Here is a 26,296-nt window from a genome sequence, read left to right as displayed (position 1 = left end):
ACCAATCCAGAGTTATTTGCGTGTTGTTCAGCAACCAATGGTTCGCCACATCACGTAACGACTGGCCACTCGCCAGTAAGGAGACTGTGGATACGTGAATACTCTGGCCCTCGACCCGACCGAAAACCGCCGTTCACAGCACCAATCGCTTGCCCACAAGTATGAGAATTGGGTGAGCGTGCGGGCTGACGTGGTCAAAAGAACCGGGCTTGAGCGCCAGGAGACAAGAATCCTCCGGCCAAACCATGTGTTCCTGATGAACCTGAAGGGCACGGCGAGCCGCGGAGAAGACATTGTGGACGGGCGCCGGATTGCCTTTTCGCCGCGTCGGGCCGGTTCGATAATCTTCATTCCCGCCGGCAGTGAATGGAACGGGTGGGACGAGGGGGATGCGACCGCTTCCTACCTCCTGGTCTCGATTGAAAAAGGGTTCGCCGACGACGTATTTGTGGGAATGGCTCGCAATTGCGCGGCAGTGCTGCCGCCTTCGATCGGATTTCGGGACACCACTGTAGAGTTGGCGTTGCAGAGGATTGTCTTGGAGCTCAAGCAGCCTGACCCCATCAGCGCAACGATGGTGGAGTGCCAGGCCACGCAATTGCTCGGGCAAATGTTCAGGTTGAACGGCGTCCATCAGGAACCGGCCAAAGGCGGTCTGTCATCGTTCGATCTCAAGCGCGCGGTGGGAATGATCGAGGCCTTGTCGGGCGGCAGGCCTACGCTCGCCGATTTGGCAAAAGAGGTTGGGGTTAGCCGGTTCCATTTCTGGAGGGCCTTCAAGCAGTCGACAGGCATGACGCCGCATGCATTCATTGCGCAGCGCCGATTGGAGCATTCCGCGGACATGCTGCGATCGACCAATTTGTCGGCGACGGAGATCGCGATGGAATGCGGTTTCGGCAGTTCGAGCCATTTCACGACCGCCTTTAAGCGGGCCTTCGGCGCGGCCCCCACGGAATTTCGGCGTCAATGCAGAATCTAGGCCGCCGCTGGTCGGTTCTCGGCAAGTATCGGAAAACCCCAACATCACAGTAAAGCAGGCTTGGCGGAAGAAGGTATCCATCGGCGGTCAGCCCGGATGCGCCGTTCATGTCAAACCTGGTTCGAATTCATCATCCCAAAGGGCCGGCCGTTCGGTCCAATCCCCACTTCGGATTCCTGGCCAGCACGCTTTCGGCGGCTGTCGCCCGGAACGGCTACTACATCGCATCCGCCTGGATTCTCGTCGAACGAGGGTACGGAACTGCCGGCGTGGCGACCTTCCTTGCGATCGCAAGCATTGTCGAATTCATCGCGAGCCCTTTGGCCGGCGTAGCGGCGGATCGATTCGACAGGCGGCGCTTGAACGTTGCGGCAGACCTCAGCCGCTTCGTCGTTATGCTGGCGACCGCTTGCGCGCTCCTCTACATGAACGTGTTTCTGATTATCTGCCTGTCGGCGGCCTTGTTTTCGTTTTGCGACCGTGTCGCGCTAACGAGCTCTCAATCAATGATCCCCGTGATAGCTGACGGTCGCGATCTTGTAGCCACGAATTCCGCCGTCTTCTTCGTCATGCAGTCCGGCAACCTCGGCGCAGCTCTGCTTGCGGGGCCTTTGCTGCATGAGCGCTCGCCAGCCCTGCCATTCACCGTTCTTGCAGCCTTCTTCCTATTTTCAGCGGGCTGCCTTGCCTTGATGCGGCTGGAACCGGTTTCGCGCGATGTCCGCATCGCCAAGATCTCTGCGGCACAAATCGATCCGAGCCTGCGTCGTTTGATTGTCGTCTACGCGCTTCTCTATACAGGCGCGGTGCTTGTCAGCGTCATGGGATCAAGTTTCGTCTTCCAGGAGCAGAAGGGTACTGCCGTGGATTTCGCCTACCTCGAGGCCGCATGGTCGGCGGGCTCACTGATCGGCGCCGTCTTTCTATGCCGGATCGAAAGAGCGATGAGTGTCCACGCGCGGCATCTCGTGCTTTTGGGCCTAACGGCGCTGGTACTCATGGCGTTGGCATATCTAAGCTCGCCTTGGACAGTGGTCCTTTTTGCCGCGCTCGGATTTCTATACAATCTTGGACGCGTCAGCGTTGAAGTCACATTGCAGTCGCATGTGTCCGTTTATCTCTTGGGCCGGGTCAAAGGCATTATGCATAGTGTGGCCGTGGCGCTCGGGCTACTCGTCTTCGGCATCGGCGCCGCTGTAGGAGATCGAGCATTTCCTTCGACGATATTCTCCAGCTTCGGAGTGGTGCTCCTCATCGGTATTTCGTTTTTGAACGTCGGTGTCGTCCAGACGCAAGAAAAAGGTGAGTCGTGAGGTGGAAGAGCTAACAGCAGGTGCAGATGCGAAACAGGCAGTCCTGGGGTCGCTGACGGCACTCTACCCCTGGATGAGCCCATATCATTCCCGGCCGATCCGAGACTATGCGTTTCGCCTTTTTGAGGCGCCAGCTTCCAGGTCCGAGCCAGAAATCCGGCTCCGAGCCTTCACCAAACTCCTCGACTTCATCAGGAAGGCAGCGACACGAAACGGACTATCGACTGATGCCGCCTCGAAAATCTGCAGGGATTTCGAAAGGCGCCGTGTGATGCAGACAGGGCCTCATTTGTTTCTCCTGACCGAGCCAGAAGCCTTTTACACGCATATCTTTAGCCTTCTTGGTCTCTCGGCGCATGGCTGTTCGACCTATGTATCCTATGCCGTTTCGACGGTGAACCTCGTCGAAAAGGCACGCAAGGGGCCAGGCTGGCTCACGGTCGACGGGAAGCCGATCAACGTCTTCGGCCTCAGCCGAAGCCGGATGAACGGATACAGCCTATTAGCCGGGCAGGGACCCTATAGGTTCGAGTTATTGCCGACGGAGTCAAACACGGGGGAAGACGCACTCAGGCTGCTTCGCAGCTTTCTGCCGAAGACGCAATTCGAGCGGCCCGCGCATGCCATCAAGGCAGCCAATCAGCTCCTCTGGCCAAAAATGTTCGGAGGCCGCTTTGCCTTCCTGCAGATCGACGACGAAGATGTTGCCGACCTGGTGGCCGATCACCTGTCGGACGAAAATTCCTGGCTGCGCATGAGACTGCTGGAAGACCCGAATTTCGCTTCCAACATCCTTGCCGGCCTCGACGGGCTCGCCTCTGGCCCCTGGAGTGGCTGGCTCGCTCGGGGTACTGATTTCTTCTGGTTCTACGAGAATGGCAAACGCCGTCCGCTGCGTCTGATCGCCGGAGAACTTATCGATCCTGCGACCGGTATGAAGCTGGCATGCTTCACAGCCTCCGACATTCTCGAGCGCCTGGCAAACCGCAGCCTTGTCCCGAATCTCCTGCTGATGTTTCTGGTTTCGTCGATCCTGCCCGGCGTGCGCGCGCTTGGAGGCAGCTATCAGCCGATCTACTACCCCCTGATGCGCTATGTCGTCTGCAGGGCGCTCGAGGCCGCAGGTGTGGACGAAGATCTTCGGCAGGCTCTCGCGACCGACGACGTGCCGGGTGCCTGGGGACATCGGGTCATTGAGTGTGATGATTATCCGCTCGAGCTGTTCCTGAATGGCAGCAACGGCGCGATGAGTGATCTTATCGACCGTTTGGGCGATATTTCCTTCGCCGAGGCATGTGGGAGCATGAAAGGCTTCGTGTCAGACCCGTCGTGGCATGAACTTCACAGACGGCTGCGGCAGGGGCTGGTCACGCCAGCCGATGCGGAATGGGCTTTTTCCTGAAAGGTTTTATACGCTTCCAGACACTAGGTCTTCAGTGCCAATGGAGAGCCCTGACGGACACGATGGCATTCTGGCTAAACGATTGATATTGCAACATTATCGTTCATTATGCTGATCCGACAGGCTGTGCGTTTTGGTGCAAAACTGATGGCGCAAAGCGCACAGCCACTTTACCCTCCAAATCATGATTCGCCTCGATCCCGCGACCGCCATTGCCTCTGCGCCGCCCGCCGTCCCGGCCTGGGCGCTCGCAAACGCCGGCGCGCCGAGCGACGCTGACGCCACCTTCAACGCCGGCGCCGCCCTGGCTTCGCTCGACGGCCTCGCCCGCGCGCAAGCCAGCTGGGCCGGAGCCTGGCGGCAGCGGATGGCGCTTCGCTGTGCCGCCGCCAGCATGCGGCTCGCCGGCCGCTCAGAAGACGAGGCCGCGCTGCGCGATGCCTGGTACCTGCGCCCGGCCGGCGCCGATACCGGCCCCGCCGGCGCGGTTCTTGGTGCCTGGCGGCAGTTGGCCATGCAGCCGTCGGTCGCCGCCCCCGACCGGCTCGAAAAGATCGTCGACCAGCTCGGAGTGCATTGGGACGACGCGGCGCTCGCCGCGCTTTCCGCGGAGATCGAAAAGCTGGCGGCATCGCAGCGGCCGGCGCCGTTCGCCGCCGCGGTGATCGCCGCCCGCGTCGTCACCATGCGTCCCGATGCCGAGCTCTTTGGCTGGTGGCTCGCCGACCTGATACTGGCGCAACGCCTGGGCTGGCCGCGGCCGCTGCCGCTGCTGATGGCTCAGGCATTTGGTCCGGCTTTTCGCGAGGCCGGCGGCGGCCGTCGGATCCGGCCCGGGGACAAGAATTTTGAGCGGGCGGTTTGCGTTGCGCTGGTTCAAGCGGCGGCGGAGTCCTGCCGGTTGGCCGCCGAGTTGTCGCGTCGTGCCGAAAGACTCATCGCCATCGCGCCAAAATTGCGCGCCAAGGGCGCCGGCGAGGTGATCCAAAGACTGCTCGACGAAGACGCCGTTTCGGGCTCGCTGACGACCAAAAACCTGTCCCGCTTTGCGGCGCGGCGCTTGTTTGACCGGCTGCAACAATTGGATGCCGTGCGCGAGCTCTCCGGCCGCACCACTTTTCGGCTGTTTGGATTGTAGGGATGAGCGAAGCGTCCGCCCGCCGAAAGCCAGACGTTCAGCCGGCTTTGCTGGATGTCGAGCTGGAACATCTGCCGGCCGAGCTTCGCTGGCGCGAGTGGATGGGCCGCGTCGAAGCGGTGATTTTTTCCGCCAGCGAACCGGTAACACGTAGTGTCCTCGCGCGGGTGGTGGGAAGAAATTGCAATGTCGAGCTGATCATCGACGACATTCGCGCTGAACTCGCCGGCCGCCCCTACGAGCTGGTCGCGGTCGCCGGCGGCTGGCAGCACCGGACCAAAAAGGTTTTTGGCGACGTGATCCACGCCGCATTCGGTACACCTGCGGGGCAGGGTGCGAAGGAATTGTCGCAATCCGAGGCGCTGGTGTTGATGTGCATTGCCTATTTCCAGCCGATCACCCGCGCAGAGCTGTCGGCCTTCTTCGGCAAGGAAGTGTCGCGCGACCTGATCGGCGTGCTGCGCGCGCAGGAGCTGATCGCCTCGGGACCGCGCAGCCCGCAGCCCGGCGCGCCCTACACCTATGTGACGACCAAAAATTTTCTGTCGCAGTTCGGGCTCGACACGCTGCGCCAGCTGCCGGATTTCGAGTCGCTCGAGGACGCAGGGCTGCTGTCGAAGGAGAAGCTGCTGGCCGGGGATATACCAATCGGTCTTGGCCGGAGAGAGGGCGACGGCGAAGAGGGCGAGCCAACGACATGCGTCGTTGAGGATGAGGCGCTCTGAACTGATCGAAAAACAGGTTGCTTACGACAGCTAGCAACTCAGGGCCAAGATGACTGGTCGTGCGGCAGCCGGTCATCAGGATCGTGAACCGCGACATGGTCGCCGTCGACAAGATTGGCCGGAAAGATCACCAGATTGGTGCCGCCGGCGTGACGTAGCGACGGGAACAGGATGCCGCGAAGCCCGGCCGTGATGATCAGGTCCGCGAGCTTCCACGATGGCGGGATTTTTTTGTCGATGCGAGCGATCTGGCGCCAGGCACAATCCCATTCCTGCCAAGCGCTGTCCAAGATCTCCGGGTCGAATCCCTGCGAAAGGTCGGCCACCTCAGCGAGCGTGATCTTGTAGGCGGCAAGCGTTGCCGGCGGGACGATGCTGGCGCCCTGCTTGTATTCGTCAAGAGCCGTCTGGGTCGAACGGGACAGATAGAGTGCTTCGACGCCTGGCCGGTTGAAGCGACCGCCGTCGATCGCCGCGCCTGCACCGCTGGTGGGCAGGAAGGCCCATTTGGGTGTCAGATAGCGATGGAAGATCTCGTCCGGCCCGACGCGGGTGACCTTCACCCGCGCGCCCCGTTCTCGAGATCCCGGATGAAGGCCAGGACTGCTTCGACTTGGCCGTCCGCGACGAGTTCGGCCGCGGTGCGATGGCCATAGTCGGCGATCGGCTCATTGCGATACCAGTAGATTGCCTTGTCGACGTCGCTGGTGAGCTCCGTCGCGGCCGAGATCACCTTCACCATCTCGCGCATCCGGCCCTGCAGGCGCTCAGATGACGGATTGCGCAGCGTGTTGCGATGGACGCCGGTCAATTGCGCCAGATTGGCCACCTTCACGCCAAGCGCCTGCGACAGGCGTTTCGGCGAGATATAAGGCGTGCGCGGCTCCTGAAGGCTATCGACAAAGCCCGAGATCACCGTGGAATGTGCGAGCTGTGCGTGGGCCATGACAATTCTCCAACCTCTCGTACGCCCAATATATGCACATTTCAATGCATAGCAAGTGAACAGTGACTTGGCGCCTTCCAGCGCCCTGTATGTCCTTCCTCATCCTCGTAGCGGTTGCCAGCTGGCGGCAACAATGCGCCTCATCTCAGTCATAGAGACACATAGTCGTGTTGCCTGGAAGCCGACGTTGCTGTCGATCCCTCGGTCGGCTCGTCCTGCATCAGAGGCGACGCGGGGCTGTGCGCCGCTGGCGGCATGATCCGTTACATCCCAGTTGGAAGCATCGTCTCGGTCCGAGATACCCTTGCCACCGTTCAGTGAGGCGGTCAGCAACGAGCGCGGCGTAGCGCTTGCTTCGCAGGACGCAGAGCGCATAGCTGCGCACGTCCTCAAGCTGTTTATGAATGGCCTGACTGGGGAGGATGAACTGCTCGACGCTCAGAGGAACTGGGCTAGGCGGCCTGACCTGTCGCGACAGCAGGTTCCTGCCAACTCCGCAGACATCAGAGAGGCCGCGTGATTGATGTTCCTCACATGAAGGTGGCGGTCAAGAAAGCAGTTTGCCGGGCCGATAATCATGGGCAGGATTTCTCAGCGACCGGCTTCTGTTTTCGGCGCTTTCTCCCTGATCTCGTTCGAGGATGGACTGTTCCGATCGGTACTTGTGTCGCCAGCACGAGAGAACAGGCGGGCGCCTACCCGATTGGCGTTTAGAGGGCTCGCACCACTTGGGGGTGATGCGAGCCCGGCCAAGGGTTGCCTTTCCTTGACCAGCAGCGCTAGGCGCTGCCACCGCCGGAACGGGTTCTTGAACATGAGGTTCTACAAAGGACAAAAAAAGCGCATGCCATTGTCGACCAATGCACATGATCGACCGCCTTATGGCCGCGCCGCCGCAACGCTTCGCTCCGTAAAATCGTACAGAGAACTTTTTTCGCGATCCGAACTTAGGAGGGAATGCCCCGCTTTTTCTTCGACTTAGCCGATGACGGCGAAATTCACCCCGACACCGAAGGTGTCGACCTTCCCACCTTCGAATCCGTTGAGAACGAAGCGACCAGAGCCCTTCTCGAAATAGTCAAGGACCAGAAGTCGCACGGCTTCAGGGAAGTTGCCTTCCGCGTCCGAGACCAAGCGAGTCAACTATTCATCGTCAAGGTCACATTCGAGCTGTCACGCGAGGTACGCGATGGATGAGGCCCAACTGCAGCTATTCCTGAACGTCGCCCGATGGCGCATTCAGCGGACTTTGGGCCACATAACCGACGCTATTTTGGCAAGTGAAGAGACCCGCCTCACAATCGAGGAATCTCGCAAGCTGCTAGAGCGGATAGCTGACAGAGCGGGAGCTACCCGTAACTGACCGTTTATCAGCGGCTATCATGGAATTGTATTGCGTGGCCTTCAGCCAGTCGGTCCCGAGTCCGCCGTGATGAGCTGGGTGAAGCCGCCTGACCGTTGTTTTGTCAGGAATGACAGACAGGCAAGCTTGCCACTCGCGACAACCTTTGCTTGCCTACCTGTTCCGCAATGAAAGGAGGTAGGCATGGAACGGTATTTCTCGGTGGCTATTGTGACGTTGCTTTGCAGCCTGATGACCTTTGGCATGGCGCTGACAGTCGCCAGAACCCACAAGAAGACGGGGATTCTCGCCCCGACGATGAATGGCGATCCGTTGCTTGAGCGGACAATCCGCGCCCATTCAAACTCAATTGAATGGCTGCCGATCTTTCTGCCGTCGATGTGGCTTTTCGCAGTCTACTGGAGCGCGCCATGGGCGGCTGCACTGGGACTCCTTTGGATAGCCGGAAGGATAGCCTATTTCATCGGTTATCTGTCCGCGCCGCTGAGGCGGTACCCCGGCTTCTTTATTCAAGCTCTCGCCGCATTTGCCCTTCTCTTCGGAGCGCTTGGCAGGATCATATTCTTGATGATGCAGGGATAGGTCTGGCGCCTTGTGACGTCAGCCTCTGCTATCGAACGGATTAACGCATTCAGGTAGCTGACCACGGGAGAGTGACTTTGCCGCATCGATCCCTACCCGGCGCTCCGCGCGTGGAACCGAACCAAGCGTTCTCCCATTACAGGTCAGGCGACTGGAAGGACGCGCACAATGGAAATCCAAGGAATATACGCCGCGCTCGCGACATCGAGCATGGGCGATGCAGAGAAGTTCTATACTCACCTGTTCGGCCGGGGGCCGGATGATCGTCCCATGCAAGGGTTGATCCAATGGCGTGGCGTGGCAGGCGCTAACATCCAGATCTTCCAAGACAAAGAGAATGCAGGGTCAGGTAGACTGACCATTGTCGTGCCCAGAATAGATGATGCCCGCAAATCGCTCGAAGAAATTGGAGTGAGGCTGACCGCCGAATCGGAGGGTGACTACGGAAGGATCGCTCAGTTTGCAGACCCTGACGGAAATCGCATCACTCTTGCGGAGCCACCCTCGAGGCCCTTCAAAACATAACAAGCCGAAGCGCGCCCTCTCATGGCAACGCATCAGCATCGCGCGTTCCGGCGTGGTGACCCACTCTTGCGAGAGGTGCTTTCACAGGACTGATCGCAAACGGAGTTGCCCGTGGCAGAGGAACCGCCCTATGATCCGGCGCGGGGTGGGATTGGATGACGCCAAGGTTCATAGCCAAACAGCTTTCGTGGCCGACTGGGATCGGTGGTTGGCTTGTCCGGGCAGGCATGAACCGCGGCAATGCCCGGCTGAACACTTACGCCGTCGATCAATTGCACTTGGGTTCCGGAAGATCGTGCCGTGGAAGTCGGATTCGGCGGTGGGACGGTGCTGTCGCGACTTCTTGAGGGCGCAGTATTCGTCTGCGGTGTTGATCGCTCTGAGAGCGTCGTGGACGCCGCCGCGCGTCGGTTCGCTGATGCAGTCAATGCCGGGCGAGCCGAGTTTCGGGTCGGCACGGTCGAGAGCCTGCCCTTGCCGGATGCAACATTCGACAAGGCACTCAGCGTCCACACAGTGTATTTCTGGCAAAGCCTCAAAGCTGGGTCCGCGGAACTCGGGCGTGTACTCAAGCCAGGCGGGCGAGTCGTGCTTGGCCTCCTTCCGAAGGTACATATGGATCGGATGAACATGCCGGCCGACATCTTCACAGCACGCGAGCCGGACGAGGTCATTGCCGCATTGCAAGATGCAGGGTTCAGCGACACCGAGGTGCGGAGACCGAGCTCGGAAACCGCGTGGCTCGTTGCGACGGGTGTGCGGAGATAATTTGAGATCGCCTGTTGATCACAAGTTGTCGCTACCTCTCCTTCCGCTCATCTGCATCTCACGCCGAAGCGGACGTTCGCTCCCGGCCTCCAAGCTATCGGACGGCAATGCGCCTCAAGCCGGACCTAGAGGCCAACTTTGCCTGTTCCGAAAGCCGGCGTTGCAGGCGACCGCTCGTGAGGTCGCCGTCGCATCGCCCGCGGTCATTTTCAACGTTGCGATTGAATGGCTACTACTTTGGCCGGTTTAGCGGACGTGGTTAGCCGTGCGCCTGTTGGCCTGATGCGCGTTGTAAGCTAAATGCAAAGCAATGGCGGTTGTACAAAAGGTGACACCGGCGCTGATAAAGAACACCACGCTCAAACCTGCTCGATCGGCAGCCCACCCCAGCGCCGGGCTTCCTGGAGCCATCGCGACATCCAGAAAGGCCGTGTAGATGCCCATTGCCAAGCCGCGGTTTTGCGGGGATGTGCCACCAACCGCCTCCACGCCAAGCCCGGGGTAGACCAGGGAGTAACCCAGGCCCGCCAGCGCGGCTCCGAAGGAAGCAAGCACACTGCTTCGTGCCAACCCGATGAGCAGAAGCCCGGCGGACTGCACCAGCACGAACAGCAGGGCGATCTTTGCACCGCCGTACCTGTCAGGCAAATGACCGCAGACCACACGCGCTGCGATCAGCGCAGCTCCAAACGCCGTAAATCCAACCCAGACCGGTCGCCAATGATTGTCGGCATACAGAAGGGAGCTGAAGGCAAGGATTGAGCAGTAGCCGACACTGGCGAGTGCCGCACCAACGCCTGGCAGCCATACGTCGCGAAAAACCGCTCTCACGTCGGATTTTCTCTGCCGCAGTTGTATCCGAGGGTTTGGCGCTCGCATGAGTGATCCCAGGACGAGCAACGGCAATAGTGTGGTCAGCAGCCCTATCGCCGCAAAGCCGTAGGCTGTGAACAATATGGTTCCGAAAGGTCCGCTGAAGGCCAATGCCGCGAACATCGCAGTGCCGACCCATGCAATCACTTTTCCCGAGTGCTCCGTATCCACGAGCGCCAGGCCCCAGGCCACGCCACCTGTGATGATAAAGCTCTCGGCACCGCCCAGCACCGCGCGTCCGACGACAAGGATCGAGACGGAGAGAACGGGCGAACGCGCGACGGCAATGGACAGAAGATAGAACAGCCCGGCAGCCGCTGCGGTAACCAGGCCCAGCAGAACGGCTCGTTTTCCTCCGTTCACGTCGGCAAAGGAACCCGACCATACGCGTGAAACCAGGGACGCCGCGAACTGCGTTCCTGCCACCATGCCGACAATGACGCTACCGAATCCCAGATTGTGGCTGACGTGCAGCGGAAGAACAGGCAATGCTGCGCCGATGACAACAAACCCGGCCAACACCGCTGCCATGGGGGCCAGCAGGCTAACCGCGACCGAACGCAATGGTGTTGACGATGTCGGCAGGTGTGTCATTCGTCGAAGCAATCTGATGACGTTAGTTGGCGGAGGCTTCGGTTCGGATCACCAAGGTTGGCTGGCGGGCCCGACCGTGAACTCGTTGATCGTGGTGTCTTCAGGTGCGTCGATGGCGAACGCAACCACGTCAGCAATCCGATCGGGCGAGATTCCGTATTTGTCATAGGTATTCTGCATCGCGGCGGCCGTGCCTTCGTCGCTGATCGTTTCAAGCAGTTCCGTGTTGATCGCGGCCGGATAGATGGTCGCGGTGCGGATGTTCGTCCCTTCCATGGCGGACTCCATGCGCAGCACTTCCATGAAGTCGCGCACGAACCATTTCGTGCCTCCATAGACCGCGCCGTTCGGGTAGGCCTTGAGCCCGGCAACCGAAGAGGTCGCGATGATGTGTCCGGATTTGCGTGCGAGGAACTCCGGCAGCACCGCGGCGACGCCGTTCAGGACACCCTTGACGTTCACGTCGACCATCTTGTGCCAGTCGTCGGTCTTAAGTGCCGATAGTGGCGAGATCGGCATGAGGCCGGCATTCAGGAACATGACATCGACGCGACCGAACGCCTTCCTGGCCAGCTCGACGATAGCGTCATTGTCGGACTGCTTCGTCACGTCCACTTCCTTGTAGGCCGCCTGACCGCCGTTGTTGGCGATCTCGTCGACGATTCGCTTCAGCTTGTCAGCGCGCCGCGCGCCAAGGACGACTTTGGCGCCTTTGCTCGCGAGCAGCTTCGCGGTTGCCTCACCGATGCCCGATGAAGCTCCGGTGATGATTACGACCTTGTCCTTGATCATGGCAGTTCTCCAAAGTTGATGGTTTGGTTTCTCAGGCGCCGTATTGTGCGTCCGTCACATGTTCCATCCAGTCGACGACCTTCCCGTCCTTGACTTCCTGGAGCGCGATATGGCTCATGGCTGTCTCGGGCGACGCCCCATGCCAGTGCTTCTCTCCCGGCGCGAACCAGACGACGTCGCCGGGCCTAATCTCCTCGACCGGGCCTCCCTCGCGCTGCACACGGCCTCGGCCGGAGGAGACGATCAGGGTCTGCCCCAGCGGATGCGTGTGCCAGGCCGTACGGGCGCCCGGCTCGAAGGTCACCTGAGCGCCTTGGACTCGCGCGGCGTCGAAGGGGTTGAAGAGCGGATCGATCCGCACCGTGCCGGTGAACCAGTCAGCCGGTCCCTTGCCGGAAGGCCTGCTGCCTGCGCGAAGAATGTCCATCATGATCTCCTTTGCGTCCTCAGATGCGTTCGATGTGAAGCGGGAACTCGCCGCGCACATGCAGGGCCTGCTCGCCCCCGTCGAAGCGGCCGAGCCTGATCAGCCCTGGATGGCGGTAGTCCTCGTAGAACATCGCCAGGTTGCCCCAGGGCATGAAGTAGCAGAGGTCATGGGGCTGCTCGTTGGCGAACGGACCGCGTCCCTCTTCCGTCAGCTTGCGCGGCAGATAGGCGATCTTCTCGTTATGCGCGTAGTCCTCGATCTTGAGGTCCAGCGGCAGCATGGAGAAGAAATCGCGCGCCGACGGATTGTCGTAGAGCGTGGCGGTCATGGTGCGGTCGTTGAAAGTCATCCTTATCTTCATGTCGGTGGGCTCCTGGCTGGCTGGGGCCTTGCCCTCTTGGCTGGCGGCTGCGCGCGGCAAGACCGCCACCGCGAGCGCGGCGCCGAGCAATGTCCGGCGGCTGAGCGTCGCATGCTCGATGATCATTGCGAGGATCTCCGGGCCATATGCGATGCGGCGAAGGCGGCGAATCCTGATCCGCAGAGCAACACCGAGCCAAAAGTGAACGCTCCCCACCAGCCGACCGTATCGAAGAGCGTGCCGCCGATCGCGGCGCCGCCGGTGATGGCGAGCTGGATGACGGCGACCTGCAGCCCGCCGCCGGCCTCCGCGTCGTCCGGCAACGTGCGGCTGAGCCACGTGCCCCAGCCAACGGGCGCGGCGGTGCCGAAGAAGCCCCAGGCAATGAGCAGCAGCGCTGTAGGGATCGGCGACGCGCCGAGGGCGATGAGCGCTATCGCCAACGCGGCCATGACCAGCGGGATGACGATGAGAATGCTGAACAGGCGTGTGCGCAAAAGCCGGCCGATGCACCAGGTGCCGGCCACACCTGCCAGCCCCATCGCCAGCAGGATCGCCGAAAGCGCTGTGATGTCGAGGCGGGTAACGCTCTCGAGGAAGGGGCGCAGATAGGTGAAAAGCGCGAACTGGCCCATGAACAGCAGCATGATCGACGCCATGCCGATGGCAACAGGAAGACGGCCGAGCAGCCCCAGCGGATTGCCCGGAGGTTTCCTTTGGCGCGGGGGCAGCGCCGGCACGCTGATCCACTGCCAGACCAAAGCCAGCAGCCCGAGCGGCACGACGAGAAAGAATGCGCCGCGCCAGCCGATATAGGCGCCAAGAAAGCTACCCACCGGTGCGGCAATCGTGGCCGCGATCGCATTGCCGGCGTTCAGCATGGCGAGGCCCTTTGGAACCTTGTCTTGCGGCATCAGGCGCATGACGATGGCGGTCGACATCGACCAGAAGCCGCCGATCGCGACGCCGAGCAGCGCGCGGCCAACCATGAGGAGAGTGTAATTCGGCGCAAAGGTGACGGCGAGCCCGGAGACAATGAGGAGAACCGTAAAGCCTGTGACCACCAGCCGGCGGTCAATTCGCCGGGTGAGGTTGGCGACAAGCAGGCTGGTCACGACGGCAAAAGCCCCCGAAATCGATATCGCCTGTCCGGTGCGGCCGGCGGTGATGCCGAGATCGGCCGCGATCGGGGAGAGCAGGCTGACCGGCATGAATTCCGACGCGATAAGCACGAAGACGCACAGCGACATCGAAAGCACCGGGCCGCATGCGGAGCGGGCTTCGACGAACCTTGTGTCGTAGGTCGTTTCCATAATTGGCATCCTTGCAAGTCGACCGGGGCGGATCAGCCGCCATCCCCGTCGCCATGCCGGAATATATCGATGCAGAACCCATTCTATTAGACCGAGTAATTCGCATGGACTTATCCATTCATGATATAAATACCCGTGAGGAGGTGACCTATGCAGCGCGATGGCATGAAGGATCTGCTATGGTTCGTGGCGGTCGCCCGGGAGCGCAGCTTCACCAAGGCGGCGGCCAAACTCGGGACCTCGCAATCGACTCTAAGCTCGACAATCAAGGATCTGGAAGCTCGCCTTGGTGTCCGTCTGCTGACGCGCACCACGCGGAGTGTCGCCCCAACCGAGGCCGGCGAGCGGCTTTTCCAATCCCTTGTTCCTCGCTTCGAGGAAATCCAAGCCGACCTTGCAAGCCTGGTGGCCTTTCGCGACAAACCCTCCGGAACGGTCCGCATCACGCTGTCCGACCATGCGCTTCAGACGACCGTCTGGCCGAAGCTGCAGCCCGTGCTCAGCGACTATCCCGACGTGCGCGTCGAGCTCTATAGCGACAACGGCATGAGGAACATTGTGGAGGAGCGCTTCGACGCAGGCGTGCGGCTCGGCGAGAGCATCGACAGGGATATGATCGCAGTGCGGATCGGTCCGGACTGGAGGCTCGTGGCCGTGGCTTCGCCGGAGTACTTTTCCCGCCATCCGGTTCCGGCGGCCCCCCAGGATCTGGTCGATCACGACTGCATAAACATGCGGCAGACGACGTTCGGCGGATTGTATGCCTGGGAATTCGCCAGGGATGGCCGCGACCTTCGTGTGCGGGTGGAAGGACAACTCACCTTCAATTCGTCCATACCCATGATCGAGGCTGCGATACGCGGTTGCGGGATCGCCTATGTCCCGGAAAATCTCGTAAGCCACCACATCGCCAGCGGACGCCTCAGGCTGGTGCTTGACGACTGGAGCCCGCCATTTGCGGGCTATCACCTTTATTACCCGAGCAGGCGGCAGCTCTCGCCTGCGATGGCGGTGATCGTCGAGGCGCTCCGTCATCGCATCTGACCCCAGCCAAGCCACGCCTTGCGCTGATTTGGTGAGGGGACGACGTTCCTCCGCAGATCGCGGAGGTCTTCACCGTTCAGATCTTGCGACAGCAACGATCATCACCCAGCCATTTTGAGGTTGTTGCGATGGCTGCTCCAGGCAGTTTCACCCTGACACCGGACAGTCCGCTCCCGTGAAGAGTTTCGGGCGCCGGCAGGCGTACGAAAGTCCCCGAGGAAGGAACCCGCGGGCCACAGGCGATGGCTATGGGGATTTCGATGTTCGGCAGATGTCGGCGATGGCGCGACCGCCGCCGGGAAGCGGCGGGTTTGATGCGGACGGACCGCTTCGTTGCGCCTCCGCGCGGTGTTGTCGGAACGGTGGGCGGCTCAGCTCGGCTCTGTCGGCCTCGATGATCTCCATGGACGCGCATCGATCCGTTGCCGGAGGCTGAGTGCCTGCGGCTGAAGGCTGGACCATACCATGCCGGGTCATGGACAGCTCCCCCGGTCCGGTCCCGATGCGTTCGGCGGTCCGCGCGGCTGCCTCCACCGTTCGAACACCTCGATGACGATCATGCGGCCGCCGCAGCAGGGGCATGGCGGCCGGAAGTCGTCTGGTTCCGCGGCAGGATCGTTCGTGGCGGGAGGCGCGACCGCGAGCAGCTCGCGGGCGAGTGCGAGGCAGTCCTTGCGGGAGCCGCTTGCGAGCAAGCCGTAGTGCCGGATTCGATGTAAGCCACGCGGCAAGACATGGAGCAGGAAACGGCGGATGAACTCGTCGGTTGCGAGGGTCATGACCTGCTGCCGGTCGGCGCCGTTGCGACGATAGTCCTTGTAGCGGAAGGTGACGCCGCTCTCGTCGAAACGGATGAGGCGGCTGTTCGAGATCGCGACCCGGTGGGTATAGCGCGACAGGTAGGCGAGCACCGCTTCCGGGCCGGCGAAGGGCGCCTTGGCGTAGATCACCCAGCGCTTCTTCCGGACCAGTGACAGGTGGCGCAGGAATGCCCGCCGTTCCGCGAGATGAGCAATTGCGCCGAAGAAGGCGAGCCGGCCAGCGTCGTGCAGCGCGACCAACCGAGAGAGGAACAGGCGGCGGAACAGCTTGCCGAGCACGCGCACCGGCAGCAGGAAGGCCGGCCGCGACGACACCCAGCGCTTCCCGTCCGGCGAGATGCCACCGCCCGGCACGATCATGTGCACGTGCGGATGGTGTGTCATCGCCGAGCCCCAGGTGTGGAGCACTGCGGTGATGCCGATGCGCGCGCCGAGATGCTTCGGATCTGCCGCGATCGTCAGCATCGTCTCCGATGCCGCACGGAATAGCAGGTCGTAGACCGCCGCCTTGTTGTGGAAGGCGATGTCGGCGACCTCGGCCGGCAGCGTGAACGACGTGGAAGTAGCCGACCGGCAGCAGGTCGGCCTCGCGCCCGGCAAGCCATGTCCGCGCGGCGGCACCCTGGCACTTCGGACAGTGCCGGTTGCGGCAGGAGTTGTAGGCGATGCGCCACTGGCCGCAGTCCTCGCAGGCCTCGACGTGACCGCCAAGGGCCGCGGTGCGGCAGTGCTCGATCGCCGACATGACCTTGAGCTGGGCGAGGCTCAGGTGCCCGGTATGGGCGGCCCGGTAGGCGGACCCGGCGGCACGGAAGATGTCGGCGACCTCGACCGAGGCGCGCACGCTCAGCCGTCGGGTGAGATCTCTTCCGGCTTGAACAGGCCAAGCTTGTCGAGCGAGCTCGTGACGGTGCGCACCGTGCGGGTTGCAACCTTGGTGTAGAAGGCGGTGCTATTCAGCTTGGCGTGCCCGAGCAGGACCTGGATGATCCGGATGTCGGTGCCGTCCTCCAGCAGGTGGGTGGCGAAGCTGTGACGCAGCGTGTGCGGCCCGACCCGCTTGGCGATGTCGGCGGCCTGCGCTGCCTCGACGACCACGCGATAGAGCTGGCGGGTGCTGATCGGCTTCATCGCATGCTGCCCCGGAAACAGCCAGCCGTCGCGATGCATCACCCCCTGCTGGCGTCCGACCTTCCACCACTGGCGTAGCAACAAGAGCAGATCTTGCGACAGCATGGCGTTCCGATATCGCCCGCCCTTGCCGCGCTCGACACGCAGCAGCATGCGCTCGCTGTCGACGTCGGCAACCTTCAGCGTCGAGACCTCCGCCACGCGCAAGCCTGCGCCATAGGCGACCGACAGCGCGGCCTGGTGCTTGAGGCAGGTGGTGGCGTTGAGCAGCCGGGCGACCTCGTCGCGGCTCAGCACCACCGGTAGCTTGCGCGGATGCGCCAGACGCACGAGCTTGCGCGCCAGATCGGGGCGATCGACCGTATGCGTGAAGAAGAAGCGCAGCGCCGACACGATGCTGTTCATCGTCGGCACGGGAAGGCCGTCGTCCTGCTGCTCGATCTGGAACCGGCGCAGGTCGTCGGTTGTCGCTGTATCCGGCGACCGGCCGAGGAACGTCGCCAGGCGTCCGATGTCGCGGAGATAGTTGCGCTGAGTCTCCCGTGAGAAACGCCGCATGTTCATGTCGTCGATCAGCCGCTGACGAAGTGGACTGATAGGTGCATCAAGAACAGGATAGGGCATGGTCAGGCTCCTTGTTGAAGAAGCCCGTGATGCTCTGCCGCTGCCGAACCCCGCTCAACGCAGGCGCAACGACTGGTTCTTGATCTCTACCTCAACCGCGAGCGCCCATCCCGCGCAGCGGGTTCGTTCTGCGGCCCAATGCTGCCCGGCGGTAATGCGCCTCGCGGGCCAGCCCTTCTTTCCTTCAGTTCGGTGATCGCTTCCACCGTCGCGCCCATCCGCATGTTCACCGACGGCGAATGGACTGAAAGAGATCAACATGGTCGAGACGAAGCTTGCCGAGGCTGGCATCGAACGATCGGCGCAGGGCGTCGGGGGCGAGCTTGTCGTGCCAGATCTTGGTGGTGACGAAGAGATCCGCGCGTTTTTATGCCGGAAGTGGCGAGTGCGGTCCCGACGGCGGCTTCGTTGTCGTACATGGCTGCCGTATCGAGACCCGAGGGCAAGCCCGCTTTCGACCACGGATCGGGCGGCATCGCCCGGCATCCGGTATGTACCAAGCCCCAGACGTGGGATGGCGACGCCTTGAGTTTCAACCGTCTCCATGATCATTCCTTTCAAGTTGCGAGGGACGCGGCGGCAGAGGCAGAAGCCGTCCGCCGCCCGTTCTCCCGGCGGGCTCAGGCGGTCTCGCTCGCGGCCTGCCGGACCAGCGTTTCGATCACCTGCTCAAGTGATGTCGTGCCCATGGCACGGTTTTCGCCGGCTGTTTTGAAGTCGATCCAGCCTTTGTTGAAGCCGTCGAGCATGCGCATGCGCGGCTGTGGGTTACGCGTACCTTGGGCACGGAACAGGCCCTCCCAGCATTCCCGCGGGACGATCTCCACCCGCACCGGATGCCCGAGTGCCGACGCGAAGGCATTGGCGAGATCGTTGGGCGAGACCCGTGCGGGACCTTCCAGTTCTACGACCCGCTTGCCGATCCATTGCTCTCGGATCAGATCTGAGGCAAGCCGGCCGATATCCTGCGTCGCCACCATGGCGAAGGTTTTGTCGGCAGGCTGAAGAAAGCTGTGCAGCACGCCTTCGTCGCGGGCCGACGCGACGTCCCAGGCTGCATTTTCCATGAACCAGCCGGGCCGCAGGAAGGTGACCGGAAGATCGAGCTCGCCGAGGGCTTCTTCCAGCATCGTCCGCTGGCTCAACAGATTGTCCACTTCCGCGTCGGCGCCGATGGTGGAGAGGCAGACGACCCTTTCCGGGCGGGCAGCAAGGAGAGCGGTCGTCAGCACCTCATTCTGCTTCGCCGCTTCCGGATAGCCGGGCGCCGGGTCGAATTCCGACGGCGGCAGGATGAACACGCCAGTGGCGCCCTTGAAGGCGGCAGCAAGCTGCGCGGCCTCCTCCATCTCGGCAAAGGCGATTTCGCAACCTCTCTTGCGCCAGATTTCCGCCTTGGCGGGGTCGCGCAGCACCGCGCGGACCGGTTCTCCGGCATCGATCAGGGCTTTCGCCAGCGCGCCGCCGACCTTGCCAGTAATTCCTGTAATCGCATACATGATATGTCTCCTGGTGTTGAGGTCGGGAGTTGATCAGGCGAGGCTGTCGTAGAGGCCGCGCTCGAATGTGCCGTAGAGCTTCACGACCTTCTGGTCGTAGAAGGGCAGAAGCTGGGTGAAGATGGCGCCGGTGACCTTCCTGACCGGGTCGAGCCAGAAATAGCAGTTGAGCAGGCCGGCCCAGGAAATGCTGCCTGCCGACCGACCATTCGGACCGGGCAGCGTGTTGATGTCGAACGAGTATCCCCACTTGTGGGGCTCGCCGGGAAACTGGTCGAAGCTCTGCGAATAGGCAGGCTGGGCGGTCCTCATGGCAAGGACGTCGAGGTCGCCGATCTGGTTGCGCATCATCGACGCGACCGTTTCCGGCTTCAGCACCCGTACGCCTTTATGAGTGCCTCCGTTCAGCAGCATCCGCAGGAAGGCCATGTAGTCGCGCGGCGTACTGAAGCCGCCGCCGCCGCCCATGAAGAATTCCGGCCGTTGGGGCATTTCGAAGGGCGCGGGCGTCAGGCCGCCGTCTTCGCGTCGGTTATGGAAGGTGGCGACCCTGGCCTTCTGCTTGCTTCCGATCAGGAAGCCTGAATCGGTCATGCCGAGCGGGGCGAAGATGTTCTCGCGGAAATACACTTCCAGTGACTGGTCGCTGACCGCTTCCACCAGCTTTCCGACCCAGTCCATGCTGATGCCGTATTGCCAGTGTTCGCCGGGGTCAAATTCGAGCGGGGCCAGGAAGGCGCCGTTCTTGCACGTGGCGATGTCCGGCATGCCGGTGACGTTCTCGTAGCGGGTTAGTGCATCGCTCCAGATCGAATAGGTATAGCCGGAGGTGTGTGTGAGCAGGTGACGCACCTTGATGGCCCGCTTGGCCGGACGCAGGCGCGGCTGGCCGTCGCCATCGAAACCCTCCAACACCATCGGATTGGCGAGTTGTGGCAGATATTTCGCCGCATCGTCCTCGGCATCGATCCTGCCCTGCTCGATTAGCTGCATGCAGGCCGTAGCGGTGAAGGCCTTCGTCATGGACAACAGCCAGAATACCGTATCGGGGCGCATCGTTGCTCCGGTGACGGTATTGGCCTTTCCGAAGGTTCCTTCGTAGATAATGCTGTCTGGTCCTGCCGCGGTGGCAACCACGCCGGCGACAGTACCGTCCCGCACCGCCTGTTCCATGGCCATGTCGATGGACTTGAAGTTGCCGGACCGCGCTTGCGGTTTGGCCGCCAGTGCGTGGACCGGCGTGTTCACGGCGGCGGCGCCCGCCGCCAGCAAAAGGCCGCCACGTGCCAACAGGCTTCTGCGTGAGATCGCATTCATGGATGAATTCCTTCTCGCAAGGCCGGAGACTTCCGCGGTCCGGTGTGCCGCTGCGCCGTCCGGGCGCTCAAAAATCATCTATGGGAAGCGATGCGATGATTCACGCGCAATAAAATCAAAGATAAGATGACTCAAAATCATGATGATGGGACGGTTGAGACCACCGACCTGCAAAGGAGAGAGGGCATGAGTTTCGACACGCGGTTGTTGACCGGGGTCGGCATTTTCGGGGCGGTGATGGAAGCGGGCAATTTCGTGCGGGCCGCGGATGTTCTCGGTCTCACGCCATCGGGGGTCAGCCGTGCGGTGGCGAGGCTCGAACAACGCGTCGGTGTCAGGTTGTTCGACCGCAATCCGCGCGAGGTCACGCTGACGGAGGAGGGCGCGCGCTTCCATGCCCGGATAATGCCGCTGCTGGCCGGACTCGAGGAGGCGGCCTCCGAAGCCGCCGGTTCGGCGGCATTCGTCGGCGGACGGCTCAGGGTTTCGATCGATCCCTGGTTCGCGCGAACGGTGCTGGCGCCGAGGATCGGTGAATTCCTGGCACGCTACCCCGCACTGTCACTCGATCTGACCACCAGCAACTATCGCGGAGAGATGATGAGCGGCGCGGATGTCGCCGTGCGCTTCGGTCCGCCGGACGAATCCTCGCTGATCGCTCGCAAACTGCTGGACGTACCAGTCCTGACCTGTGCCGCCCCAAGCTATCTCGACCGTCACGGCATTCCAGCCACGCCCCACGACCTGATGCACCACGATTGCATCCTATTTCGCGACCCACAGACCGGGCGGCCGTTCACCTGGGAATTCCGAGGGGATAACGGGGCCATCGAGATCAAGGCGTCGGGGCGGTTGGTCATGGACGATCCCTCTGCCGCCGTCGCGGCCGGTCTCGCGGGGCAAGGCATATTCCAGAGCCTTGCCATCGGCCTCGACGAGTGGCTTGAAAGCGGGGCGCTCACGACGATCCTGGCGGAATGGTCCGACGAGCAGTTTCCGCTTTACGCCTATCATCCGTCACGCCACATGCCGCCGGCAAAAGTGCGGGCTTTTCTGGATTTTGTTCAAGGGATCGCGGCGTAGCGCGGGGCATTCTTGCCGCGCACGGCCCTGGCTGTCCGCCGGCAGAAATGCTTGCCGTCTCGCATGATGGTGTTGCATATCGGTCATATGAGCCGACGGGGAGCCGGTCACGCCATGCATCGAGCGGCCGATGCAATCAGCGACTCAGCCGCTGGATATCATCGCCTGGCGGCGGGTGACGCATGCTACAGCTTTGACGACGGGCACATGGTCGAGCAACTCGGCGACCGCCTTGGAACGCGGGGGACATTTGCGCCCAGGCAATTGCCTCTTGTTTTGGACAGGGTGTGAGCTTTTCGTAAGACAACGGCGCGTCATCATTGAAAAGCTGCGCCGCTGTTGCCTTGCAGCCCGCAGCAACTTGAATAAATAGGCTTTTGGGTCGATCCGGCGTTAGGCGTCTCGGCAGCGTCGGAAGCGGTGGTTGAAGACACCTATCGCTTAACGGCAGGAAACTGATCCTCGGCGCACGAAACCAGACCGTCCGAAAGCGGCCACAAGGGGGCCGTCATCGCAAGTGATTGCTTGAGCAAGGTTCGCTTTGACGGTCAGTAAAAGACGGCAGTCAAATACGCCACTAAACGTCCGCTCCCGCTCGAACTGGAAATACTTCTGGGCGAGTTCTCAAAAGAACTCATCCCAGCTATGCTCAGGACCGAAGGGCGGGGCAAACGGGATGAGGCTGCCATTTCATTTGACGGTGGCTGTCGCCTTGGCGACAGTGCTAAGCGTTTCAGACACCGCAATTGCACAGAAATCCCGATATTCTGCGCGGCAGGTTCAACAGGCACTTGCTGAACATGGGTACGATCTCGGGACCGCTGACGGGATTTGGGGACGTCGGTCCATCAGTGCACTCAAGGCTTTCCAGAAAGCGAGCAATCTTCCTCAGACCGGTACTTTGAACGAAGCGACGTCAGCCGCACTTTTTCCGCAACCCCAGGTGACGCGTGGCCCGTTAACGCCCATAGGCACGGATGAGCACCTGTCGCCTTTGGAGCAGCCTGGTGTTCCGACGAAGACAACTCCACAGACAAGTTACGGGGAAGCCAGGCAAGCTGGTGGTGATGTCCACCAGGCGCCGCCTTTTACTTGATGCGCTGCGGAACTACCGTGCTGTTCGATTTTCCCTTAGCTAGTCTAATCGACCGCCGGCTCGGCGTCAGCTTTGCGCCCAAACCTGGACGTCTGGTCAAACTTTGCCGCCGCTCATAAGCCGACGCACTGCTGGGGACGGCCAAGGGCCATCTGATTTCGCCGACTATCGCCGAGTTACAGAAGCAGCATTACCGGTTGAGCAGTTGATTCGGATTTGATGGGGTTATTGGTTCCGATAGTCGAATACAGATCAACCGTCGAAAGAACCCTTCATAAGTTCCGATAACTTGTGCTGGACGCTAATTGATTGGTCCGCACCGTCAGCCCTTTCCGAGCACGTAGCGCCTTCCAAGCAAGACCAGCGGTATCGAGCCAACGGCAGCTGCCACGACGGTGATGACAGCCTCGACTAGGCCAAACTGGGCAGCCATCATCAGGACTGAAATCACGTTGATCAGGGCACGCAGATTGTTGCCCCTTGCCAGCCGCACTCGTTGTTGCAGGAGCTCTGCGGCATCGATATTCTTCGGGTTGCCCACCCAATTATAGATCGGCTGGTTGATGATCTTGGATGCCGCTGAACCGACAAACCAAGCGACCAAACCTGCCACAAACCAGCCATGGCTCAGGCCAAAAAAATAGAAGTAGGGCACTGCGGCGATGATCGGCAGCGTGCCGACGGTGACGAGAATTGGTTCCATCATGGCATTTCGGACCAAGCTGGTCAGGAAACTCTTGAAGCTTGGCGGGCGCATTTGGTCCATGATCGGTTGAAGAACACGAGCGATGAAAACCAACGTTCCAGCGCTCATGGCATTGATGGTCAGGATGAGTACTTCGGCATCTGTCTGGTTCATCGCCGGTCTCCAAATTCGTGCTCTCACCAGGATCCAGTCAGCGCCCGGAGTCGAAGCTTTCAGCGCAACGGGCCGTTGCCGAGCAAAATGGCAAGGCCTTCATACTTGCTTCTCGTCAGCAATTGCCGCCTCGATCGCGGCGGGTAATCCCTCTGCAACGCTTGTGGCAGCCGGCGACCAGTTGGTGACAGACTTTAGCTTAGCGTTGCTTGTTCTTGTCGATCGGATCAGGGCGTCTCCGACGACACCCATCAGCTTTGCTGTCCACGCAGGAAGCATGCGCGGAGGCCGCACGTGCAATGTCTTTGCAATCACCGCAAAAAACTCTTCCCGTGTGACGGGTCGATCGTCCGACACATTGTAGGCTCCTGAAGGTGCATCTAGGGACGCAACGACAGCTGTGGCGGCATCATCATGCGAGACCGATGAAATGTAGCTATTGCGAGCGCCAGGAAGTGGCGCCCAGCCCATTCGAACCGAACGCGCCATTATCTTCGTCTGGTTGGCATCCGGGCCATAGAATGCGGCAAAACGCAACGCGACGCCTCGGCCTTTTCGAGCCGCGAAGTCCGCAACCGAGGCTTCGGCATCAAGCACGCTCTTGGCGTTCTTAGGGGGCCTGAGAGCAGTGGACTCGTCTATCCATTCTGCGCCCGATGATGGATAAGCAAGGCCGACCGACTCCTGGATCAAAGTTTTGACACCGACCGCGGCGGCAGCGTTCGCAACGGTGCGTGAGCCAACGCTTCGAATGCGGTCGTTCTCTTGCCATGCCGACCGGAACAATGCTGAAAACATGGAGCTTGGAATGTGCGTCGCGAGATTGATGACAGCTTCGTGTCCAGTAAAAGCAGCCATCAGTTGATCACGGTCGAATAAACTCGCCTTTACCGTTTGCGCTTCTGCCGGCAAGGCATGCAAACGACCCGGTTCCCTCCTCACCACCGCGGTGACCTGATGGCCCGCGGCAAGCAGCAGCGGAACAGTTCGCCGGCCGATCACTCCCGTAGCTCCGGTCACCGCAATTCGCATGTCAAGCTCCATGTTACAACCAGAAGCGACTTCCTCCGGGCGAGTGTCCTCGGTTTAGGGCAGAACGTAGGTCAATGTCTCCGCAAGCTGGGACACTCGAAAGACCGTCAGTCCATTTAGCAGACCATCGGTCTATTTCAATGCTGAGGCTGCTGTTGAGCGGGCTCCGGACGGATTTTTTCATGACTCTCGGCCCAACTTGCACAACCGCAACTGAAGCTGATGAGGATGATCACATGCGAGTTTCTCATTTACCTCTAGTCGGCCTCGGGGGCTTGTTGTCGCGCCCTCTAGCGCACCAGCGTTGGAACTTCAGCGCATATGGACCCGGTCGCCATAGCTTTCCTCCGACCTCCTAAAGCCAGCGGAACGCTCGCTTGAGCTCCTGCCAGCCATCCCGTTCGTAACAACGCCCATGGGCGAGCAGAATTCGGTCTGGTCTCCAAGCGATCATACGATCGATCGCAACGCGGTTATGCTGTCGATTTGCCCTGAAATGTCTCCGCAGTTCCCATGGCAGCATCCCATCGGGATCATTGGAACCCGCCGCCCAGGTCACCAGGCGATAGAAGATCGACTTAAAACGCTTGAGATCGAGATTTTCGATTGCGTCGGTCAGCATCAATATGCGGCTCGGCTCGTGGAAAAAATCCACTTCTGTGACCGGCCCGCCTGATATCCGCTGTTGCTTGAACGCTCCTTGCCATTCGTGAGGTGGGGCGTCGTCCGACAGCCGTCGGTGAGCCGGCAGTCGCGCCAAAACTTGCTGGGTCATTCCGGGTGCGGTCCAGAGGCGGGCGTTGCCGAACGCATGTGACCAGATCGACGTCCAAGTATAGTGAAGATTGCTGGGCGCCACGATGTCCGTTACGGGCCCCAGTTCTCCAATCTGCGCGACCAGCTTTGGTTGCAAAGCGATCGGTGAATGAAGCCACAGTCCGCCATCCGGCAATCGAACGACGATCATTCTTGTAGGAAATGGCATGCGTAGCGGGCCGAGGCGCATCCGGATTTCACCACCGTCCGCGATCCAGACATCTCGAACGATCGGCTTCAAAACGAACAGCGGCTCATAGAGGCGATATCCCAAGCTCATCGAGCACTCCAGGGAACTAGATGGTCAGTCGACGTAACAGGCCCGTGGTCTTGCAAAACCGCATCGGCATTGTCAGCTCTCGACCGCGGCGCCAATGACGAACAGTTTTGCCAAGCCAATGCGCATGCCCGTGACTATTCAAACCAGTAGGTCAGCGTTGTCTGGGCCGACCAGCCGCTCCTGGATCGTCCATCGCGCTTCGCCATGAAGGCGGCGTAGCCTTGAATGCCTTCCAAATCGCCTGTCCCCGAGTGGGCAATAATCTCCCACCTGCCATGGACATACCCGTTCGCGTCCATGCGGCCTGATGCCTCCAGCAGAAATGATCCTCTGCGGTCATCAACGGCTCCGTCGATGCGCTCATAACAAATCAGGGTCCCGGAGCCGTCCCTTCGTTCGAGGCGGACATGTTTTGCTGTTCCGACCGCCTCCAGTCCGCCCGAAAACTTCTCTTCGAGCAATGTCTCGACGATTGCCAGCTCACTGGAGGACGTCTGATCAATCACGTTGCGATCATATTTGATCACCTCGACGTCACTCTGGATCGTCTTGTGGTCGGAGGTCTTTGCTTGCAGCATTGTCAAGTC

The 26,296-nt window shown here is 61.1% G+C and carries 27 protein-coding genes and 1 pseudogene; 12 read left to right on the top strand and 16 right to left on the bottom strand.

Going from position 1 to position 26,296, the window contains the following annotated elements:
* Positions 1–94: 94 nt before the first annotated feature.
* From LB577_RS04710 to scpB, 5 genes are all read left to right on the top strand, one after another.
* Entirely contained in the window at positions 95–982 is an 888-nt protein-coding gene (locus LB577_RS04710) for a helix-turn-helix transcriptional regulator (protein WP_224685745.1), read from the top strand.
* 107 nt (positions 983–1,089) lie between these two features.
* Positions 1,090–2,295, top strand: coding sequence for an MFS transporter (locus LB577_RS04705; protein WP_224685744.1), 1,206 nt, complete (start codon positions 1,090–1,092; stop codon positions 2,293–2,295).
* 1 nt (position 2,296) lies between these two features.
* On the top strand, positions 2,297–3,697 hold the full coding sequence (locus LB577_RS04700) for a hypothetical protein (protein ID WP_224685743.1): 1,401 nt from the start codon (positions 2,297–2,299) through the stop codon (positions 3,695–3,697).
* A 184-nt stretch (positions 3,698–3,881) separates the two neighbouring features.
* Positions 3,882–4,835: a DUF1403 family protein gene (locus LB577_RS04695; protein ID WP_224685742.1), complete on the top strand. Its 954-nt coding sequence runs from the start codon at positions 3,882–3,884 to the stop codon at positions 4,833–4,835.
* A gap of 2 nt (positions 4,836–4,837) precedes the next feature.
* Positions 4,838–5,560, top strand: coding sequence for an SMC-Scp complex subunit ScpB (scpB, locus tag LB577_RS04690; protein ID WP_224685741.1), 723 nt, complete (start codon positions 4,838–4,840; stop codon positions 5,558–5,560).
* A 38-nt stretch (positions 5,561–5,598) separates the two neighbouring features.
* Here the strand turns inward: scpB and LB577_RS04685 are convergent, their stop codons facing one another.
* Together LB577_RS04685 and LB577_RS04680 are read right to left on the bottom strand one after the other, a co-directional pair.
* Positions 5,599–6,123, bottom strand: a complete 525-nt coding sequence (locus tag LB577_RS04685; protein ID WP_224685740.1) for an RES family NAD+ phosphorylase — start codon at positions 6,121–6,123, stop codon at positions 5,599–5,601.
* Positions 6,120–6,506, bottom strand: a complete 387-nt coding sequence (locus LB577_RS04680; RefSeq protein WP_224685739.1) for a hypothetical protein — start codon at positions 6,504–6,506, stop codon at positions 6,120–6,122. Before LB577_RS04680 ends, LB577_RS04685 begins: the two co-directional genes overlap by 4 nt.
* A gap of 957 nt (positions 6,507–7,463) precedes the next feature.
* On the opposite strand from LB577_RS04680, the gene LB577_RS04675 reads away from it, so the two are divergent.
* The 4 genes from LB577_RS04675 to LB577_RS04660 all read left to right on the top strand — a co-directional run bounded on the left by LB577_RS04675 (position 7,464) and on the right by LB577_RS04660 (position 9,744).
* Positions 7,464–7,703 (top strand): DUF6894 family protein, encoded by a 240-nt coding sequence (locus tag LB577_RS04675; RefSeq protein WP_224685738.1) that lies wholly within the window; start codon positions 7,464–7,466, stop codon positions 7,701–7,703.
* 349 nt (positions 7,704–8,052) lie between these two features.
* Complete coding sequence (locus LB577_RS04670) at positions 8,053–8,451, top strand: MAPEG family protein (protein ID WP_224685737.1); 399 nt, start codon at positions 8,053–8,055, stop codon at positions 8,449–8,451.
* A 168-nt stretch (positions 8,452–8,619) separates the two neighbouring features.
* A complete protein-coding gene (locus LB577_RS04665; RefSeq protein ID WP_224685736.1) occupies positions 8,620–8,976 on the top strand; it encodes a VOC family protein in 357 nt (118 codons plus the stop codon).
* Positions 8,977–9,276: 300 nt separating this feature from the next.
* Positions 9,277–9,744, top strand: a complete 468-nt coding sequence (locus LB577_RS04660; protein WP_224685735.1) for a class I SAM-dependent methyltransferase — start codon at positions 9,277–9,279, stop codon at positions 9,742–9,744.
* A gap of 246 nt (positions 9,745–9,990) precedes the next feature.
* On the opposite strand, the gene LB577_RS04655 is transcribed toward LB577_RS04660, so the two are convergent.
* Genes LB577_RS04655 through LB577_RS04635 form a run of 5 tightly spaced genes read right to left on the bottom strand, consistent with a single transcriptional unit; the run spans position 9,991 to position 14,107 of the window.
* A complete protein-coding gene (locus LB577_RS04655) occupies positions 9,991–11,211 on the bottom strand; it encodes an arabinose transporter (RefSeq protein WP_224685734.1) in 1,221 nt (406 codons plus the stop codon).
* Between the two features lie 48 nt (positions 11,212–11,259).
* The gene (locus tag LB577_RS04650) at positions 11,260–12,003 is read right to left on the bottom strand and encodes an SDR family oxidoreductase (RefSeq protein ID WP_224685733.1); all 744 of its coding nucleotides are present in this window, start codon (positions 12,001–12,003) and stop codon (positions 11,260–11,262) included.
* A 31-nt stretch (positions 12,004–12,034) separates the two neighbouring features.
* A complete protein-coding gene (locus LB577_RS04645; RefSeq protein ID WP_224685732.1) occupies positions 12,035–12,430 on the bottom strand; it encodes a cupin domain-containing protein in 396 nt (131 codons plus the stop codon).
* A 19-nt stretch (positions 12,431–12,449) separates the two neighbouring features.
* Positions 12,450–12,920 (bottom strand): cyclophilin-like fold protein, encoded by a 471-nt coding sequence (locus LB577_RS04640; RefSeq protein ID WP_224685731.1) that lies wholly within the window; start codon positions 12,918–12,920, stop codon positions 12,450–12,452.
* Positions 12,917–14,107: an MFS transporter gene (locus LB577_RS04635; protein WP_224685730.1), complete on the bottom strand. Its 1,191-nt coding sequence runs from the start codon at positions 14,105–14,107 to the stop codon at positions 12,917–12,919. Before LB577_RS04635 ends, LB577_RS04640 begins: the two co-directional genes overlap by 4 nt.
* Positions 14,108–14,257: 150 nt before the next feature.
* Between LB577_RS04635 and LB577_RS04630 the strand changes: the two genes are divergently transcribed.
* Positions 14,258–15,151, top strand: a complete 894-nt coding sequence (locus LB577_RS04630; RefSeq protein WP_224685729.1) for a LysR family transcriptional regulator — start codon at positions 14,258–14,260, stop codon at positions 15,149–15,151.
* A 473-nt stretch (positions 15,152–15,624) separates the two neighbouring features.
* On the opposite strand, the pseudogene LB577_RS04625 reads toward LB577_RS04630, so the two are convergent.
* The 5 genes and pseudogenes from LB577_RS04625 to LB577_RS04605 form a co-directional block, all read right to left on the bottom strand.
* Positions 15,625–16,816: pseudogene (locus tag LB577_RS04625) on the bottom strand (IS91 family transposase).
* A 2-nt stretch (positions 16,817–16,818) separates the two neighbouring features.
* Positions 16,819–17,727, bottom strand: coding sequence for a tyrosine-type recombinase/integrase (locus LB577_RS04620; RefSeq protein ID WP_224685728.1), 909 nt, complete (start codon positions 17,725–17,727; stop codon positions 16,819–16,821).
* Positions 17,728–17,953: 226 nt separating this feature from the next.
* Complete coding sequence (locus LB577_RS04615; RefSeq protein ID WP_224685814.1) at positions 17,954–18,064, bottom strand: hypothetical protein; 111 nt, start codon at positions 18,062–18,064, stop codon at positions 17,954–17,956.
* A gap of 283 nt (positions 18,065–18,347) precedes the next feature.
* On the bottom strand, positions 18,348–19,226 hold the full coding sequence (locus LB577_RS04610) for an NmrA family NAD(P)-binding protein (protein WP_224685727.1): 879 nt from the start codon (positions 19,224–19,226) through the stop codon (positions 18,348–18,350).
* 33 nt (positions 19,227–19,259) lie between these two features.
* Positions 19,260–20,543, bottom strand: coding sequence for a serine hydrolase domain-containing protein (locus LB577_RS04605; RefSeq protein WP_224685726.1), 1,284 nt, complete (start codon positions 20,541–20,543; stop codon positions 19,260–19,262).
* A 186-nt stretch (positions 20,544–20,729) separates the two neighbouring features.
* Between LB577_RS04605 and LB577_RS04600 the strand changes: the two genes are divergently transcribed.
* Complete coding sequence (locus LB577_RS04600; RefSeq protein WP_224685725.1) at positions 20,730–21,626, top strand: LysR family transcriptional regulator; 897 nt, start codon at positions 20,730–20,732, stop codon at positions 21,624–21,626.
* A 676-nt stretch (positions 21,627–22,302) separates the two neighbouring features.
* On the top strand, positions 22,303–22,722 hold the full coding sequence (locus tag LB577_RS33420) for a peptidoglycan-binding domain-containing protein (protein WP_224685724.1): 420 nt from the start codon (positions 22,303–22,305) through the stop codon (positions 22,720–22,722).
* A 322-nt stretch (positions 22,723–23,044) separates the two neighbouring features.
* On the opposite strand, the gene LB577_RS04590 is transcribed toward LB577_RS33420, so the two are convergent.
* The 4 genes from LB577_RS04590 to LB577_RS04575 form a co-directional block, all read right to left on the bottom strand.
* Positions 23,045–23,581 (bottom strand): hypothetical protein, encoded by a 537-nt coding sequence (locus LB577_RS04590; RefSeq protein ID WP_224685723.1) that lies wholly within the window; start codon positions 23,579–23,581, stop codon positions 23,045–23,047.
* Between the two features lie 99 nt (positions 23,582–23,680).
* Positions 23,681–24,613 (bottom strand): NAD-dependent epimerase/dehydratase family protein, encoded by a 933-nt coding sequence (locus tag LB577_RS04585; RefSeq protein WP_224685722.1) that lies wholly within the window; start codon positions 24,611–24,613, stop codon positions 23,681–23,683.
* Between the two features lie 355 nt (positions 24,614–24,968).
* Positions 24,969–25,709 carry a DUF4336 domain-containing protein gene (locus LB577_RS04580; protein ID WP_224685721.1) on the bottom strand — a complete coding sequence of 247 codons (741 nt, stop codon included), beginning with the start codon at positions 25,707–25,709 and terminating at the stop codon, positions 24,969–24,971.
* A 134-nt stretch (positions 25,710–25,843) separates the two neighbouring features.
* Complete coding sequence (locus LB577_RS04575; protein WP_224685720.1) at positions 25,844–26,287, bottom strand: DUF3224 domain-containing protein; 444 nt, start codon at positions 26,285–26,287, stop codon at positions 25,844–25,846.
* Positions 26,288–26,296: the final 9 nt, after the last annotated feature.

Source organism: Mesorhizobium sp. B283B1A (assembly GCF_020165735.1).
Taxonomy (GTDB): Bacteria; Pseudomonadota; Alphaproteobacteria; order Rhizobiales; family Rhizobiaceae; genus Mesorhizobium; species Mesorhizobium opportunistum.
Note: the sequence above shows the minus strand (reverse complement) of the source record. Positions and strands in the feature narration are given on the sequence as shown.

Excerpts from the sequence above, each read along its gene's own strand:
- LB577_RS04645 (WP_224685732.1), bottom strand. The coding sequence starts at position 12,430 with ATGGACATTCTTCGCGCAGGCAGCAGGCCTTCCGGCAAGGGACCGGCT.
- LB577_RS04705 (WP_224685744.1), top strand. The coding sequence starts at position 1,090 with ATGTCAAACCTGGTTCGAATTCATCATCCCAAAGGGCCGGCCGTTCGG.
- LB577_RS04580 (WP_224685721.1), bottom strand. The coding sequence starts at position 25,709 with ATGAGCTTGGGATATCGCCTCTATGAGCCGCTGTTCGTTTTGAAGCCG.
- LB577_RS04655 (WP_224685734.1), bottom strand. The coding sequence starts at position 11,211 with ATGACACACCTGCCGACATCGTCAACACCATTGCGTTCGGTCGCGGTT.
- LB577_RS04585 (WP_224685722.1), bottom strand. The coding sequence starts at position 24,613 with ATGCGAATTGCGGTGACCGGAGCTACGGGAGTGATCGGCCGGCGAACT.
- scpB (WP_224685741.1), top strand. The coding sequence starts at position 4,838 with ATGAGCGAAGCGTCCGCCCGCCGAAAGCCAGACGTTCAGCCGGCTTTG.
- LB577_RS04630 (WP_224685729.1), top strand. The coding sequence starts at position 14,258 with ATGCAGCGCGATGGCATGAAGGATCTGCTATGGTTCGTGGCGGTCGCC.
- LB577_RS04575 (WP_224685720.1), bottom strand. The coding sequence starts at position 26,287 with ATGCTGCAAGCAAAGACCTCCGACCACAAGACGATCCAGAGTGACGTC.
- LB577_RS04590 (WP_224685723.1), bottom strand. The coding sequence starts at position 23,581 with ATGAACCAGACAGATGCCGAAGTACTCATCCTGACCATCAATGCCATG.
- LB577_RS33420 (WP_224685724.1), top strand. The coding sequence starts at position 22,303 with ATGAGGCTGCCATTTCATTTGACGGTGGCTGTCGCCTTGGCGACAGTG.
- LB577_RS04680 (WP_224685739.1), bottom strand. The coding sequence starts at position 6,506 with ATGGCCCACGCACAGCTCGCACATTCCACGGTGATCTCGGGCTTTGTC.
- LB577_RS04600 (WP_224685725.1), top strand. The coding sequence starts at position 20,730 with ATGAGTTTCGACACGCGGTTGTTGACCGGGGTCGGCATTTTCGGGGCG.
- LB577_RS04670 (WP_224685737.1), top strand. The coding sequence starts at position 8,053 with ATGGAACGGTATTTCTCGGTGGCTATTGTGACGTTGCTTTGCAGCCTG.
- LB577_RS04695 (WP_224685742.1), top strand. The coding sequence starts at position 3,882 with ATGATTCGCCTCGATCCCGCGACCGCCATTGCCTCTGCGCCGCCCGCC.
- LB577_RS04650 (WP_224685733.1), bottom strand. The coding sequence starts at position 12,003 with ATGATCAAGGACAAGGTCGTAATCATCACCGGAGCTTCATCGGGCATC.
- LB577_RS04620 (WP_224685728.1), bottom strand. The coding sequence starts at position 17,727 with ATGCCCTATCCTGTTCTTGATGCACCTATCAGTCCACTTCGTCAGCGG.
- LB577_RS04605 (WP_224685726.1), bottom strand. The coding sequence starts at position 20,543 with ATGAATGCGATCTCACGCAGAAGCCTGTTGGCACGTGGCGGCCTTTTG.
- LB577_RS04675 (WP_224685738.1), top strand. The coding sequence starts at position 7,464 with ATGCCCCGCTTTTTCTTCGACTTAGCCGATGACGGCGAAATTCACCCC.
- LB577_RS04665 (WP_224685736.1), top strand. The coding sequence starts at position 8,620 with ATGGAAATCCAAGGAATATACGCCGCGCTCGCGACATCGAGCATGGGC.
- LB577_RS04635 (WP_224685730.1), bottom strand. The coding sequence starts at position 14,107 with ATGGAAACGACCTACGACACAAGGTTCGTCGAAGCCCGCTCCGCATGC.
- LB577_RS04610 (WP_224685727.1), bottom strand. The coding sequence starts at position 19,226 with ATGTATGCGATTACAGGAATTACTGGCAAGGTCGGCGGCGCGCTGGCG.
- LB577_RS04640 (WP_224685731.1), bottom strand. The coding sequence starts at position 12,920 with ATGATCATCGAGCATGCGACGCTCAGCCGCCGGACATTGCTCGGCGCC.